This window comes from Snodgrassella alvi wkB2, from assembly GCF_000600005.1.
Classification (GTDB): domain Bacteria; phylum Pseudomonadota; class Gammaproteobacteria; order Burkholderiales; family Neisseriaceae; genus Snodgrassella; species Snodgrassella alvi.
Genome location: NZ_CP007446.1, coordinates 2487426 through 2500939 on the forward strand (window position 1 = coordinate 2487426; position 13514 = coordinate 2500939).

At 39.2% G+C, this 13514-nt stretch carries 15 protein-coding genes; 4 read left to right on the forward strand and 11 right to left on the reverse strand.

Features of this window, described 5'->3' with window-relative positions:
* Positions 1–284 precede the first annotated feature (284 nt).
* On the reverse strand, positions 285–995 hold the full coding sequence (locus tag SALWKB2_RS12605; RefSeq protein ID WP_232335960.1) for a ComF family protein: 711 nt from the start codon (positions 993–995) through the stop codon (positions 285–287).
* Here SALWKB2_RS12605 and bioH point away from each other — a divergent pair.
* Genes bioH through SALWKB2_RS11355 form a run of 3 tightly spaced genes read left to right on the forward strand, consistent with a single transcriptional unit; the run spans position 994 to position 3457 of the window.
* Complete coding sequence (gene bioH / locus SALWKB2_RS11345) at positions 994–1746, forward strand: pimeloyl-ACP methyl ester esterase BioH (RefSeq protein WP_025331791.1); 753 nt, start codon at positions 994–996, stop codon at positions 1744–1746. The two genes, SALWKB2_RS12605 and bioH, sit on opposite strands and share 2 nt — an antisense overlap.
* Positions 1743–2543 (forward strand): methyltransferase domain-containing protein, encoded by an 801-nt coding sequence (locus SALWKB2_RS11350; RefSeq protein WP_025331792.1) that lies wholly within the window; start codon positions 1743–1745, stop codon positions 2541–2543. Before bioH ends, SALWKB2_RS11350 begins: the two co-directional genes overlap by 4 nt.
* 23 nt (positions 2544–2566) lie before the next feature.
* A complete protein-coding gene (locus SALWKB2_RS11355; protein ID WP_025331793.1) occupies positions 2567–3457 on the forward strand; it encodes a patatin-like phospholipase family protein in 891 nt (296 codons plus the stop codon).
* 293 nt (positions 3458–3750) lie between these two features.
* Here the strand turns inward: SALWKB2_RS11355 and SALWKB2_RS11360 are convergent, their stop codons facing one another.
* Positions 3751–4410, reverse strand: a complete 660-nt coding sequence (locus SALWKB2_RS11360) for an NADPH-dependent F420 reductase (protein ID WP_025331794.1) — start codon at positions 4408–4410, stop codon at positions 3751–3753.
* 120 nt (positions 4411–4530) lie between these two features.
* Here SALWKB2_RS11360 and SALWKB2_RS11365 point away from each other — a divergent pair, with 120 nt between their 5' ends.
* A complete protein-coding gene (locus SALWKB2_RS11365; protein ID WP_051506518.1) occupies positions 4531–5403 on the forward strand; it encodes a LysR family transcriptional regulator in 873 nt (290 codons plus the stop codon).
* Between the two features lie 254 nt (positions 5404–5657).
* Here SALWKB2_RS11365 and SALWKB2_RS11760 read toward each other — a convergent pair whose 3' ends face one another.
* The 9 genes from SALWKB2_RS11760 to metE all read right to left on the reverse strand — a co-directional run bounded on the left by SALWKB2_RS11760 (position 5658) and on the right by metE (position 13317).
* Positions 5658–6065: a DUF6201 family protein gene (locus SALWKB2_RS11760; RefSeq protein ID WP_025331796.1), complete on the reverse strand. Its 408-nt coding sequence runs from the start codon at positions 6063–6065 to the stop codon at positions 5658–5660.
* A gap of 67 nt (positions 6066–6132) precedes the next feature.
* A complete protein-coding gene (locus SALWKB2_RS11375) occupies positions 6133–6546 on the reverse strand; it encodes a DUF6201 family protein (protein ID WP_025331797.1) in 414 nt (137 codons plus the stop codon).
* A 324-nt stretch (positions 6547–6870) separates the two neighbouring features.
* The gene (locus SALWKB2_RS11765; protein ID WP_143558005.1) at positions 6871–7281 is read right to left on the reverse strand and encodes a DUF6201 family protein; all 411 of its coding nucleotides are present in this window, start codon (positions 7279–7281) and stop codon (positions 6871–6873) included.
* Positions 7282–7323: 42 nt separating this feature from the next.
* Positions 7324–7767: a DUF6201 family protein gene (locus SALWKB2_RS11385; protein ID WP_025331799.1), complete on the reverse strand. Its 444-nt coding sequence runs from the start codon at positions 7765–7767 to the stop codon at positions 7324–7326.
* Between the two features lie 325 nt (positions 7768–8092).
* A complete protein-coding gene (locus tag SALWKB2_RS11770; protein WP_144353301.1) occupies positions 8093–8503 on the reverse strand; it encodes a DUF6201 family protein in 411 nt (136 codons plus the stop codon).
* A 42-nt stretch (positions 8504–8545) separates the two neighbouring features.
* Positions 8546–8989, reverse strand: a complete 444-nt coding sequence (locus SALWKB2_RS11395) for a DUF6201 family protein (RefSeq protein ID WP_025331801.1) — start codon at positions 8987–8989, stop codon at positions 8546–8548.
* A gap of 292 nt (positions 8990–9281) precedes the next feature.
* Positions 9282–10142: a DUF6402 family protein gene (locus SALWKB2_RS11400; protein ID WP_025331802.1), complete on the reverse strand. Its 861-nt coding sequence runs from the start codon at positions 10140–10142 to the stop codon at positions 9282–9284.
* A gap of 2 nt (positions 10143–10144) precedes the next feature.
* The gene (locus SALWKB2_RS12230) at positions 10145–10639 is read right to left on the reverse strand and encodes a PAAR domain-containing protein (RefSeq protein ID WP_025331803.1); all 495 of its coding nucleotides are present in this window, start codon (positions 10637–10639) and stop codon (positions 10145–10147) included.
* A gap of 404 nt (positions 10640–11043) precedes the next feature.
* Positions 11044–13317, reverse strand: a complete 2274-nt coding sequence (gene metE, locus SALWKB2_RS11410; RefSeq protein WP_025331804.1) for a 5-methyltetrahydropteroyltriglutamate--homocysteine S-methyltransferase — start codon at positions 13315–13317, stop codon at positions 11044–11046.
* Positions 13318–13514 lie beyond the last annotated feature (197 nt).

The window sequence follows — 13514 nt, forward strand, 5'->3', positions numbered from 1 at the left end:
CACGCAATTACCATTTGCGGGTAAACAATACATAGTCCGGTAAAGACTGAATTTCTACTAAGACAGCAAAAAACAGTGGCAGCCACTTAAAATGTGGCAGAAGAGGCTGGTGCCTCAATTGGCAAGAACAAACACCGGCTGTGATTAAAACAGCACACTGGCGGGTTCTGAAAATCGCTTACTAACCGGCAAAATCGCCTTGGTTGTAATGCAGTTAACAATTGAATCAGGTATTTAACTGGGCGACACTATGCCAAACAGACTTCAGTCTGTCAAAGATTTTTTCATTCCGGATGTGCGAGTGTCCAGACATAAACCTGCGCAACACCTGATTTCTTAAGGGTCTGAGCCAATTCGAAAATTGTTGCGCCGGTGGTCACAACATCATCTATTAACAACAAGTTACGTTTTTTAACTGCGCTATTAAGGCGAAATACACCGCGTACATTATGCAAACGTGCTGATTTTTTTAAAGTTGATTGCGGTGGCCGGTGACAACGCTCTATCCAGTCTGGTGTCACTACCGGCAAGGTATAGTGCCTGGCAATGATTGCAGCCAGTAACTGGCTCTGATTGAAACCACGCTCAAACAGGCGCCTGCGGCTCAGCGGCATAGCCAGTACAGCATCTATTTTTACCTTCTCCAGCCACTGCGGCGGCTGTGCCAGCATCAGTGCTGCCAGCGTATCCAGTAAAGCAAGCTGCCGCTGATGCTTAAATGCACGCAGCATTTGCTGTAATGGTGCAGCATAACGGTAACTGGCATATAAGGTTGTAAAAGGCCACTTCTGGCCGCACTGTTCACACACTCCGGCTGTCAGCCCGCCGGCACGGCAACGCAGACAGATATCAGTATCAGAACGCCGCAAAGCAGCCATATCCTGCCTGCATGACCGGCACAAACCTGAGACATCCGCACAATCGTGGCATAATAAACAGTGCGGTGCGCCGATGCAGGCGTGCCAGAATGAAGTAAGCAATGAAGTTATACTCATGATCACACCTTCGCAAACGTTATTGATACATGGCTGGGGCGCTAACCACCATATATTCGACCTTTTACAAGCATATCTGCCAGCCCCATGGCAACAAAACTGGTATACCCCGGACCTGCCCGGGCATGGCTGTGCACCGTTTAACGGCAATTTCAGTATAGACAGTATTGCAGACCAGCTGGCCGCACAGCTTATGGCTCCTGCACATCTGCTTGGCTGGTCACTGGGCGGGATGGTGGCACTGACTCTGGCTGCCCGCTATCCGGAGAAAGTAGCCACACTGTGTCTGACTGCCAGTCTGGTCAGACTATTGGCCGACAGCGATTATCCGCAAGGGCTGAAACGTACCAGCCTCAATATTATGGCCGATAAATTTCGTGAAGATTATCCCAAATACATGCAGCAGTTTCTACAATTACAGATGCTGTATGCAGACACTTCAGCACAAGCCAGTGTTAACAGCCTGATACCGGCTATCTGTCAGTATGGACCGCCTGCTGCTCTTAACGCGGCTTTGCATGCGTTAGAACAGGCTGATTTACGCCCTTTACTCAGTAGCATAAACTGTCCGGTATTACTGGTTTATGGTGATCGCGATGCCATTACCCCGCCACGTATGGGTGAATACATTCATCAGCGGCTGCCGCAAAGCGAATGGTGCCTCCTGCCACAGGCTGCACATACACCGTTTTTAAGCCATCCTGATCAATTTGCCCGTGCACTGTGCCAATTTTGGGAGCGACACACATGACAACTCTGCCACACAAGCCAGACTGGTTTCTCCATGCACATCTGGCCGCTACGCTGGATGAACGTCTGTGTATTCTGAAACAACCGCCGGAACAGATTATCCTCGCAGCAGCAGACGGTGATGAAAGTTACCGTTTGCTCAGCATGCGTTATCCGCATGCGCATTTTCAGGAGTATGACAGTCGCGAGGCTTATTTACAGGCAGCACAGATTATTCGCAAAGCCAAGCAAAACTGGTGGCAAAAACTCCACAGCAATCTGCCTGCACAAACCGTTTCCGACCAGCTTCCCGGCAACCAGTCTGCTGATATGGTCTGGAGTAACCTTGGTCTGATTCACCAGAATGATCCCGTGGCTGTTATCAAAAACTGGGCCGGCGCTTTAAAACCGGATGGTTTGCTTTTTTTCAGCCACTTTGGTCCGGATACCCTGAAAGAAGTCATGACACTTTGGCGTACAGAGGGTATAGTAGTGAAAACACCGAATCTGATCGATATGCACGATCTTGGGGACATGTTGTTTCAGCACGGTTTTTATGATCCGGTAACAGACATGGATATGCTGACTCTGCAATACACCAATGCAGAGCGCTTTATTGATGACATGCGCACAGCCGGACTATGGCAAAGTCTGCAATTTAACAGTGAAATCGATGCAGTTCGTATTCTGGCTAATGCATGGCAGAGCAATGATATTCAAAATGTTACACTTGAGCTGGTGTACGGACACGGTGTTAAAAAACAGGTACTGCCCGACAATACAGCACCAGTACAATTTTATCCCTCATCTACAATTTAGAATCCGAACATTATTAATATAATATGAAATTCTCGGCATTATTGCGTAATAGCATACTTATTATTACTACATTCGTTACCATCACTGCCTGCAAAAACACCACACCGGTTACCCCTCCTGCTCCGGCCAAACCTCGCGCTGTTATCGGGCTGGCGCTTGGAGGCGGAGTTTCTAAAGGCTTTGCGCATATAGGGGTAATTAAAGTCTTACAGGAAAACCATATTCCGGTACGGGTTGTTACCGGTACCAGTGCCGGTGCGCTGGTTGGCAGCATGTATGCTTCCGGTATGAGTCCCGACAGGCTGGAGCTTGAGGCTGAAATACTGAATAAAACCGATTTAGTTGATCCGGTACTGTCTACATCCGGCTTTATCAAAGGACAAAAACTGCAGGATTACATCAACAACAAAGTTCGCAATAAACCGATTCAGCAGTTTCCTATCCGTTTCGGCGCAGTGGCTACTGAATTCGGTACCGGCCGCATGGCTGTTTTCAACAGCGGTAATGCCGGACAGGCAGTACGCGCATCGGCCAGTATACCCAATGTTTTTCAGCCCACAGTAATCGGCAATAAAAGTTATGTCGATGGCGGTCTGGTTGCTCCGGTACCGGTCACAGCAGCCAAACAGCTGGGTGCCAATGTAGTTATTGCTGTAGATATATCTGCTAAACCGGCACGTCTGACCAGTCAGGGATTTTTTTCTTATCTTGACCAGAGCCTGAATATCATGAGCGCATCAGCCCTGAACAGCGAACTGAGCAAAGCTCAGGTCGTAATCCGTCCTCAGGTACAGAAACTGGGTACAGTAGGCGGTTTTGACCAGAAAACTCAGGCTATCCGGCTGGGTGAACAGGCTGCCAGAGCAGCCTTACCGCAAATTCGTGCGGCACTGGCAAAATATCAGGTTAACTAAACCATATAAAACAGTGAGTAATCTGTGCAGACTGCCTGTGTGGCAGTCTGCGTTTTTATTCTGGTTAATACTAATTAAAATATTGCAAATTGAATAACCGCTGATTTAATGAATTTTTACCATAGAACAGATTACTGGCAGATAGCAAAAAAGCTAACCGAATACTATTTCTGAATTAAATATAACTTATAAAAAGCCCGATTATTACGGGCTTTTTAATTTGTTTAATTACCAAATTCAATCAGAATAGCAGAATAATGAAGCCTGTTTATATCTTAGTAACATTCACTTTTTTATTTCCATGAATTTTCAGGTAAATCAATATTTCTTTGGGCTTGCTCCAGTGCCTCTTGTAATTGCCGGATATTTAACGGAACACAATAAGCAGGCTTAGCCCGCTCAAATCGCCAGCTATCAGACAGCTGACCGGCATCAACAAAATCATAACCGACCTGATCCAATATTTTAAATACAGTTTGTTTAGCAGTTAAATCATTGCCTGCCACAGGAATGGCTCTTCTGTTTAATTTATCGTTTGGTCTGGCATCTTTAATAACATCTCTTGCCAGAATCGCATTAAAAACTTTAACCACTTTGGATTTCGAAAAATGCTGAGCAACCAATTCACTGGTTGTGATTTCGCGCTTATCTAATTGCGGCCAGTGCCCGTCGCGATCGGGATAATAGTTCATGGTATCTAATACTACTTTATTACTCATTGATTCAGCAGGTAGTTGCAGATAATTATTAAATGGAATAGCAATCAGAATAATTTCTGCAAACTCAATAGCTTCTTCCTGGCTTCCAATTTCACAGCCTATGCTGCTGGCCACACTGAACAATGTATTTTTCCCTCTGGAATTACTCACCATCACTTGATAGCCTGCCTGCATAAATAGCTTTGCCCAGGCCTGACCAATAAATCCTGCTCCGATAATGCCAATCTTTTTCATCGTAATATTTCCTTTTCTAAATAGTGCGCTGTATTATCAGTACAAATTAAAAGGCAATAAATACAAATAAAATTGATTGATTAACAACTGAAAGTTTGCAATATGAATTTATTCCGATGTATGCAAGCATTTATTCTGACCGTAAAAACCGGTTCTTTTGCCGCAGCGTCCGTTTCATTAAATACATCACCGCAAATGATTGCTAAATACATAGCATTTTTAGAAAATTATTTAGGATTAAAACTGCTTAACCGAACCACACGATCACAAAATCTGACAGAATTCGGCAAACAATATTACCCGAAATGCTTAACTATTTTAGCTGAAATCCAGGCAACTAAAGTACTTGCACAACAATTCAGTGAAGAGCCAAAAGGCAATTTAAGAATTAGTGCTCCCGTAAGCTATGGTTATTACAATTTAATACCGGTAATCAGCGATTTTATGAAACGCTATCCGAAAGTAGAAGTTGATATTCAATTAAGTGATCGCTATGTAGATTTGGTTCAGGACAATTTTGATGTTGTGTTCCGTATTGGCCAATTAGCTGATTCAGGTTTAATTGCGCGAAAATTAAAACCCTATCAACTCACTTTTGCTGCTTCTCCCAGTTATCTGGCTCAGCATGGTGTTCCGTCTGTACCAAAGGATTTAGAGAAGCACAATTGTCTTATTTATCAGTATATGAATCCAAATAAAAATGATTACCTTTGGCCATTTATGATAAATGGAAAAAAAGTTAATGTTTCTATATCAGGTTCATTACAAAGCAATGAGACTCTGGTATTAGCAAAAGCCGCAATTGAAGGACTGGGTATTACTATGTTGCCCGAATCCATGCTTAGCGATGCCATCAGACAAAATAAATTACTCCCCATATTACAAGATTTTTTACCACCGGCAAAAGAAGTACATCTGCTTTATACAGCCGACAGGCAACGGCCGTCAAAACACAATATTTTTATAGAATTTGTGGTTAATGCCATGTCTTAGTTGCTGCTATTTGTTATATCAGCGATATCAAAATGAATATATCTAACTTCACAATCTACAAATTAGTTTCATCGGTATTTTAATGATTGATTCATCTGGTATTGCTTTATTGATACTTGTATATCCTCTATATCAGTTAAACCAGAGTTTATATTTACTGCCCTACATTTAAGAAACTTCTTAAGCTAAGATGATTTTTTATAAATGAAACAAAAATAAATAATCATCCAAGAATTTTGCTAACCCGATTTAAATTATTTAATTGACACTACTTTATGATTACGTATGGTTGTAGAAAAATCGTGTCCTTCTAAACCATGATTTGTCGCACAAATAAAATCATTATTTGTTTTATCAGGAAAAGATATCATTTCATACATTACTTGTTCACTAATATATTCAAAATAAGATACTCTCCATAACTCTTCTCCCTTTTTATTATATAGGACAATAAAATATTTATTACCGCCTAATATTTGCATAATTGAAATTGGTGAAGTGGGCAGATGTTTGTATATATTGGCATAGTACTCACCATCTTCACTTTTTATGGTTGTATAAAGATTAAAATTTCCGTAAAAACTGGATGACGAAAACAGACACAGCCAATAGAAAAAAGCAAATAAACCTATTATTTTTATCCATTTTATACTTTTTTTCATAATCCGTCGCTCCATACTTTTATTATATCCATTTTTAATGCTGATTGTGCACTATACTACCGTATACTTAATTTATTTTATTTGTTATATCAACTATTTTTCTGCCTTCATCAAAATATTTTAATAAATTACTTTTTTTAGTCGGTAGCATAAAAGAATGTATACCACCATCGCTTAGATAAGCATAATGAGGTGAACGCCATATTTTCTTACCCTGTTTGTTATATAAAACATAAAAATATCGCTTCCCCTGTATCAATTCATAGACTGCCAGCGGGGTTGTTGGCAGATGCTGATACATATTTATGTAATACTCACCATCCACTCCTTCTACTGTGTCGGACAAATTAAAATCACCATAAAAACTGGAGGACGAGAAAAACCACCACCACATCACCATAATTAGCACTAATATAATTTTTATAAATACAGCATTTTTGCGTAGTATATTTTTAAAAAATATATGGATATTATGTTTCATTTTATTTCCTATGGTTTTGTTTAATTTGATATTGATATTAATACCAACATAACCATCACTTTTCTAAAAAGCTAAATATTTTTCATTACTCTCGGAAGATTTAAATCTGGCATCAATATCTATTCAGGAAAAAGCCAAACTGAATAACTTCCAACTACCTACAAATATTTATCGTATAAAATAAATTCTTGTCATTTGTTATGATATGAAATATGCAAGCAAAAAAGGGGGCTTTTATTATTCAATATTTTATTTCGTTTGATTTTTGAGTTAAATCGACTTAATCCTATCCTGCATCCAAATATTTTGCTAACCCGGTTTAAATTACTTGATTGACACTACTTTATGATTACGTATGGTTGTAGAAAAATTGTGTCCTTCTAAACCATGATCTGTAAAAAATAGAAAACTATTTCCCGTTTTATCAGGAAAAAAAATTTCTTGATATAATATTGCCTCTTTACTAAGATATTCAAAATAAGAGCATCTCCATAGTTCTTCTCCCTTTTTATTGTATAAAACGACGAAGTATTTATTACCGCCTAATATTTGCATAATTGAAATTGGTGAAGTGGGCAGATGTTTGTATATATTGGCATAGTACTCACCATCTTCACTTTTTACTGTTGAATTAAGATTAAAATTTCCGTAAAAACTGGATGACGAAAACAGACACAGCCAATAGAAAAAAGCAAATAAACCTATTATTTTTATCCATTTTATACTTTTTTTCATAATCAGTCGCCCCATACTTTTATTATAGACTGGTTTCCATCTTTAATGCTGATTATGCTCTATATCACCGTATACTTCCTTGATTTTATTTTTTATATCAGCGTCACTCCAGTCCTCTTCTGAATATCTTAATAATTTACTGTCTTTAGTAGGAATAAACAAAGGATTTACATTATCGTATAGATAAGCATAATGGGGGGAATGCCATATTTTCTTACCTTGTTTGTTATATAAAACATAAAAATATCGCTTCCCCTGTATCAATTTATAAACCGCCAATGGAGTTGTTGGCAGATGCTCATATACATTTATGTAATACTCACGATCCTCTCCGTTTATTGTATTGCACAGATTAAAATCACCATAAAAACTGGAGGACGAGAAAAACCACCACCACATCACCATAATTAACACTAATATAATTTTTATAAATACAGCATTTTTGCGTAGTATATTTTTAAAAAATATATGGATATTATGTTTCATAATATTTCCTATGGTTTTGTTTAATTTGATATTGATATTAATATCATCATAACCATCACTTTTTCTAAAAAAGCTAAATATTTTTCATCACGCCCGGAAAATTTTAATCCGGCATCAATATCTATTCAGGAAACAGCCAAACTGAATAAGCTCCAACTTACTACAAATATTTATCGTATAAAATAAATTCTTGTCATTTGTTATGATATAAAATATGCAATCAAAAAAAGAGCTTTTATTATTTAATATTTTATCTCGTTTGATTTTTGAGTTAAATCGACTTAATCCTATCCTGCATCCAAATATTTTGCTAACCCGGTTTAAATTACTTGATTGACACTACTTTATGATTACGTATGGTTGTAGAAAAATCTTGTCCATCTATACCATGATTTGTAAAAAATAGAAAACTATTTCCCGTTTTATCAGGGAAAAAAATTTCTTGATATATTATCGTGTCTTCACTAAGATATTCAAAATAAGAGCATCTCCATAGTTCTTCTCCCTTTTTATTGTATAAAACGACGAAGTATTTATTACCACCTAATATTTCTACAATTGAAATTGGTGAAGTGGGCAGATGTTTGTATATATTGGCATAGTACTCACCATCTTCACTTTCTACTGTTGAGTCAAGATTAAAATTTCCGTAAAAACTGGATGACGAAAACAGACACAGCCAATAGAAAAATGCAAAATAACCTATCATTTTTATCCATTTTATACTTTTTTTCATAATCCATCGCCCCATACTTTTATTATAGACTGGTTTCCATCTTTAATGCTGATTATGCTCTATATCACCGTATACTTCCTTGATTTTATTTTTTATATCAGCGTCACTCCAGTCCTCTTCTGAATATCTTAATAATTTACTGTCTTTAGTAGGAATAAACAAAGGACTTACATTATCGTATAGATAAGCATAATGGGGGGAATGCCATATTTTCTTACCTTGTTTGTTATATAAAACATAAAAATATCGCTTCCCCTGTATCAATTCATAAACCGCCAGCGGGGTTGTTGGCAGATGCTCATATACATTTATGTAATATTCACCATCCAAACCGTTTATTGTATCGCACAGATTAAAATCACCATAAAAACTGGAGGACGAGAAAAACCACCACCACAGCACCATAATTAGCACTAATATATTTTTTTTAAATACAGCATTTTTGCGTAGTATATTTTCAAAAAATATATGGATATTATGTTTCATAATATTTCCTATGGTTTTGTTTAATTTGATATTGATATTAATATCATCATAACCATCACTTTTTTTTAACAGCTAAATATTTTTCATCACTCCCGGAAGATTTAAACCCGGCATCAATATCTATTCAGGAAACAGCCAAACTAAAAAGCTCCAACTTTGCAGAAATGGTTATAAATAATTAATTTACATTCTCTTTCAGTATTCAGCATAGGATTAAAAAATTCTAATTAAATTTCCTGTAAAAAATACAGAAAATCAAAACCACCCATAAAGTTGAAAAAATCTTTCTAGATTATTTTTTAATATTTAAATAAATACGCCTATCCTTTCCTAGAGGAGGAAGCCAGAGAACATCTGAAAAAACCATAAAATCAACACCGGTATTTCTCACTTGCTGCCATCTCCTGAAATCACTATTATAAACTTGCGCAGCCCACTGCATATTCATATTAGCAATGCTTACCCAATCTTGACTTCCTTGATAGCCTACATATAGTAGCATCTGTTTTTTGTTAAGTACTCCATCTTTATGCCAGACACCCAAAAATTCATTACCGAGAAAATCATAGGTATCTTTTATATAAAAACCGATAGCTTCAGTAATAAAGACATTTTCCCCGTGAAATTTATCCTGATAACCATGAGGTACAGCTTTTAAAGTTGCCTTGCCTATCGCACCAAAATAATCATTAATGGTCTCTCCAAAGCCGAGGTAATAGTCTCCAATTGGAGTAGAATTTACATATGTAAATGTATCAAGCTTTTTAACATCTGTATGTCTTTCGAGAATACCATTATTCTGAATAAGCCTTTTTTTTAGTTCTACTAATCCTTTTTTATTTGCCCAATTTTTCATTAAATGATCAAGCCCCTTCTGCACGGGTTTAAATTGCCTTGCCCATTGCATTTTTACAATAGAATCATTTACATGTTCTGGCGGTATATTTATTGCCGGTCCTCTTACATAAAGATTTTTTGTCTTGTCAGTGAAAGGTTTAGCCGGTTTTCCGCTAAACCAGTGCCGCATCAGTTGTGGTGCAACTTTCCAGCCCATTTTATCCATAGCAGCAGGAATCTGGTCTAAGGTAAAAATATCTGCATTCAGATTAGTCTTGGGTGCTGATTTCATAGTATGGGTTTTTAATTCTGCCATAATTACATCCCTATCTCAGTTTGAACTAAATAGCTTACTTCTATCTGCTCAGGCTGCGAAGTTTGTACGGTATGCATATGTCCATCGCAGTTTGATTCTCCCGTTATGATACCTGAAGCCGTTTTGATAGCATAAGCCACACCATAAGTATTAACGTTTTCAGGGGTTTTAATATGAAAGCTGCGGGAATACGGCATACTGCTAACAGATTTAGATAGTCTGTCTTCAATATAGCTGTCAGTTATGGAAGGAATTAAGCGTGCTTTACATGGACAAGTACTGATACTGCTGATTGAACCAGCTAATTTTTTTGATGGATTAAACATATTGACGACTCCTCCGGTAATACGGTAGGTTCCGCTATGTCTTCCACAGGTAACCCAATCGCCCTCCCATGCGGCAGCACTACCATGCCATAAGATCATACTGTCACCACTGATAATTTTACCGCCACAAGTCGTACGATCCCCAACTCTTAAAAAATATCCTTTAGCCAACTTTATCTCCCAAGTATTTAAAAAATTTTCATTAGATAAATGACAATTAAAATTCTATTAATAAATAAAATTTACAACAATAGTAAACTATTAGTAGTTTATATTAATTGAGTTAGATTAAATTTTTTTACTCATTGTAAATAATAATGAATAGGGTTTGTCTGATATTGGATAAATATTTTATCGGAAATCAGTAATATTTAATGATATATGCATAAATTATGTATTTATATGATGAACTGAGTATTTACTCAGATATATTCCAATTTATAAGCACATACAGATGCCTGATTATCTTGTTTGATTAAAAGTAAAATTAACTAAAATATTATTGGTATATTCTACCAATCGAGCATACAAAACCGCCCCGGCAAACCGGGGCGGTGTGATAAGCTAAATCTGAATTATGCAGTTAATTCTGCACGCAGTTTTTTGGTTACATTAACCATAACTTCCAGTGCTGCTTTGGTTTCCGGCCATCCGCGTGTTTTCAGACCACAATCCGGATTTACCCACAACCGACGCTGATCAATGACTTTCAGTGCTTTACGCAACAGATGTTCGACTTCGGCTTCGGTAGGCACACGCGGGCTGTGGATATCATATACACCGGGGCCGATATCATTCGGATAGCTGAATTTAACAAAAGCATCCAGTAATTCCATATCAGAACGGGAAGTTTCAATAGTAATTACATCAGCATCCATGCTGGCAATAGCCGGCAGAATATCATTAAATTCAGAATAGCACATATGTGTATGAATCTGAGTGCTGTCATCCGCATCAGTGGAAGTGAGGCGGAATGATTCACATGCCCAGGCCAGATATTCATCCCATTGCGCACGTTTCAGCGGCAAGGCTTCACGAATGGCCGGTTCATCAATCTGAATAACCCGAATACCGGCTTTTTCCAGATCCAGTACTTCGTCGTTCAGTGCCAGCGCAATCTGTTTGCACACCAGACTTAATGGTACATCGTTGCGTACAAAACTCCATTTCATCATGGTTACCGGTCCGGTAAGCATACCTTTCATCGGACGTTTGGTCAGAGATTGTGCATAAGAAGACCAGGCAACAGTCATGGCTTTCGGGCGTGCCACATCACCAAAAATAATCGGTGGTTTAACACAGCGGGAACCATAGCTCTGTACCCAGCCATACTGAGTAAAGCAGTAACCATCCAGCTGCTCACCAAAGTATTCAACCATATCATTGCGCTCAGCTTCACCATGTACCAGTACATCGATATCCAGCTGTTCCTGCTGCTCAACACAGTAGGCAATGTCTTTTTTCATGGCCGCTTCGTAATCGGCAGCGCTCAGTTCACCCTTTTTAAAGGTGGCGCGTGCCTGACGAATTTCCTGTGTTTGCGGAAATGAACCGATAGTGGTGGTTGGCAGCAAAGGCAGATTCATCCATTGCTGTTGTTTTTCAATCCGTTGTGCAAACGGGCTATGGCGCTGGTCGGCATGTTCACGCAGGCTGGCTACGCGCTGTGCAACTTTATCATTATGAATCAGTTTACTGGTTTTGCGTCCGGCAGCCGCAGCATCAGAAGCGGCAAGAGCTTCCTGTACGGAATCTTTACCGTGTGCCAGTGCCTGTTTGATGATACCCAGTTCCTGTAGTTTCTGGGCAGCAAAGGCAAGCCAGTTTTTGATTTCAGGGTTAAGTTTCTCCTCTACACTTAAATCCTGCGGACTGTGCAACAGTGAGCAACTCGGCGCAATCCATAAATTATTACCCAGCTGAGTAGCTACCGGCGCCAGCAGTTCTATTACTTCACGCAGATTGGCGCGCCATACGTTACGTCCGTCGATCAGACCAACTGACAATACTTTATTTTCCGGCCATGCATTGGCAAATTCAGCCAGTTGCTCAGGTGCCCGCACACAATCAATATGTACACCGTTAACCGGCAGGTTTTTGAGCAGATTAATATGTTCGGCAACGCTGCCAAAATAGGTGCCGATAATAATACGGGTACCGGTAATCGCCAGCTCCTGATAAGTGGGAGCAAAGGCATCCAGCCACTCACGGGCAATATCTACGGCAAGAATCGGTTCGTCAATCTGAATCCAGTCAACACCGGCATTGGCCAGTTCACGTAACAGTTTCTGATATTCAGGCAGCAGACGCGGCAATAATTCCAGGCGATTATGACCGGCATCTTTTTCTTTACCCAGCCACAATAGAGTAAGCGGACCCACCAGTGTAGGTTTAATATCATGTCCGGTGGCTTTGGCTTCTTCTATCTGGGCAATCAGACTGGCTGCATTGGCCTTGAAACTGGTGTTCTGATGCCATTCAGGTACGATATAGTGGTAGTTGGTATCAAACCATTTGGTCATTTCCATGGCTACCTGACTGGCATTACCGCGTGCCAGTTCAAAATACTGAGACAGGGTCAGTTTATCTGCGTCAAAACCAAAACGTGCCGGAATGGCGCCCAGTGCACATAGTGTATCCAGTACGTGGTCGTAATATGAAAAATCACCTACCGGCAGCAGATCGGCACCAGCGGCAATCTGGGTTGCCCAGTTTTTCTGGCGGATATCTGCCGCTGTCTGGCGCAGCTCGGCTTCGCTTTTTGCGCCTTTCCAGAATGCTTCAACGGCAAATTTTAATTCACGCTTGGCGCCAACACGCGGATAACCAGACAGATGGAATGTATTCATATTTGTTTCTCCCTATTACGAATGATGGATTTCAATAACGGCCAGTGTGCGTGAGTTATGACATTACGACAAGCGATAAATTTTGCAGTTCTGTATGAATTTTTTTAATACTATATTTCAGACTAGTGTAATCCAAGAGTATGATATGGTATACAGGTGTCCGGTTTGTAAATAGATAACTGGCTATCAGTAAGGTA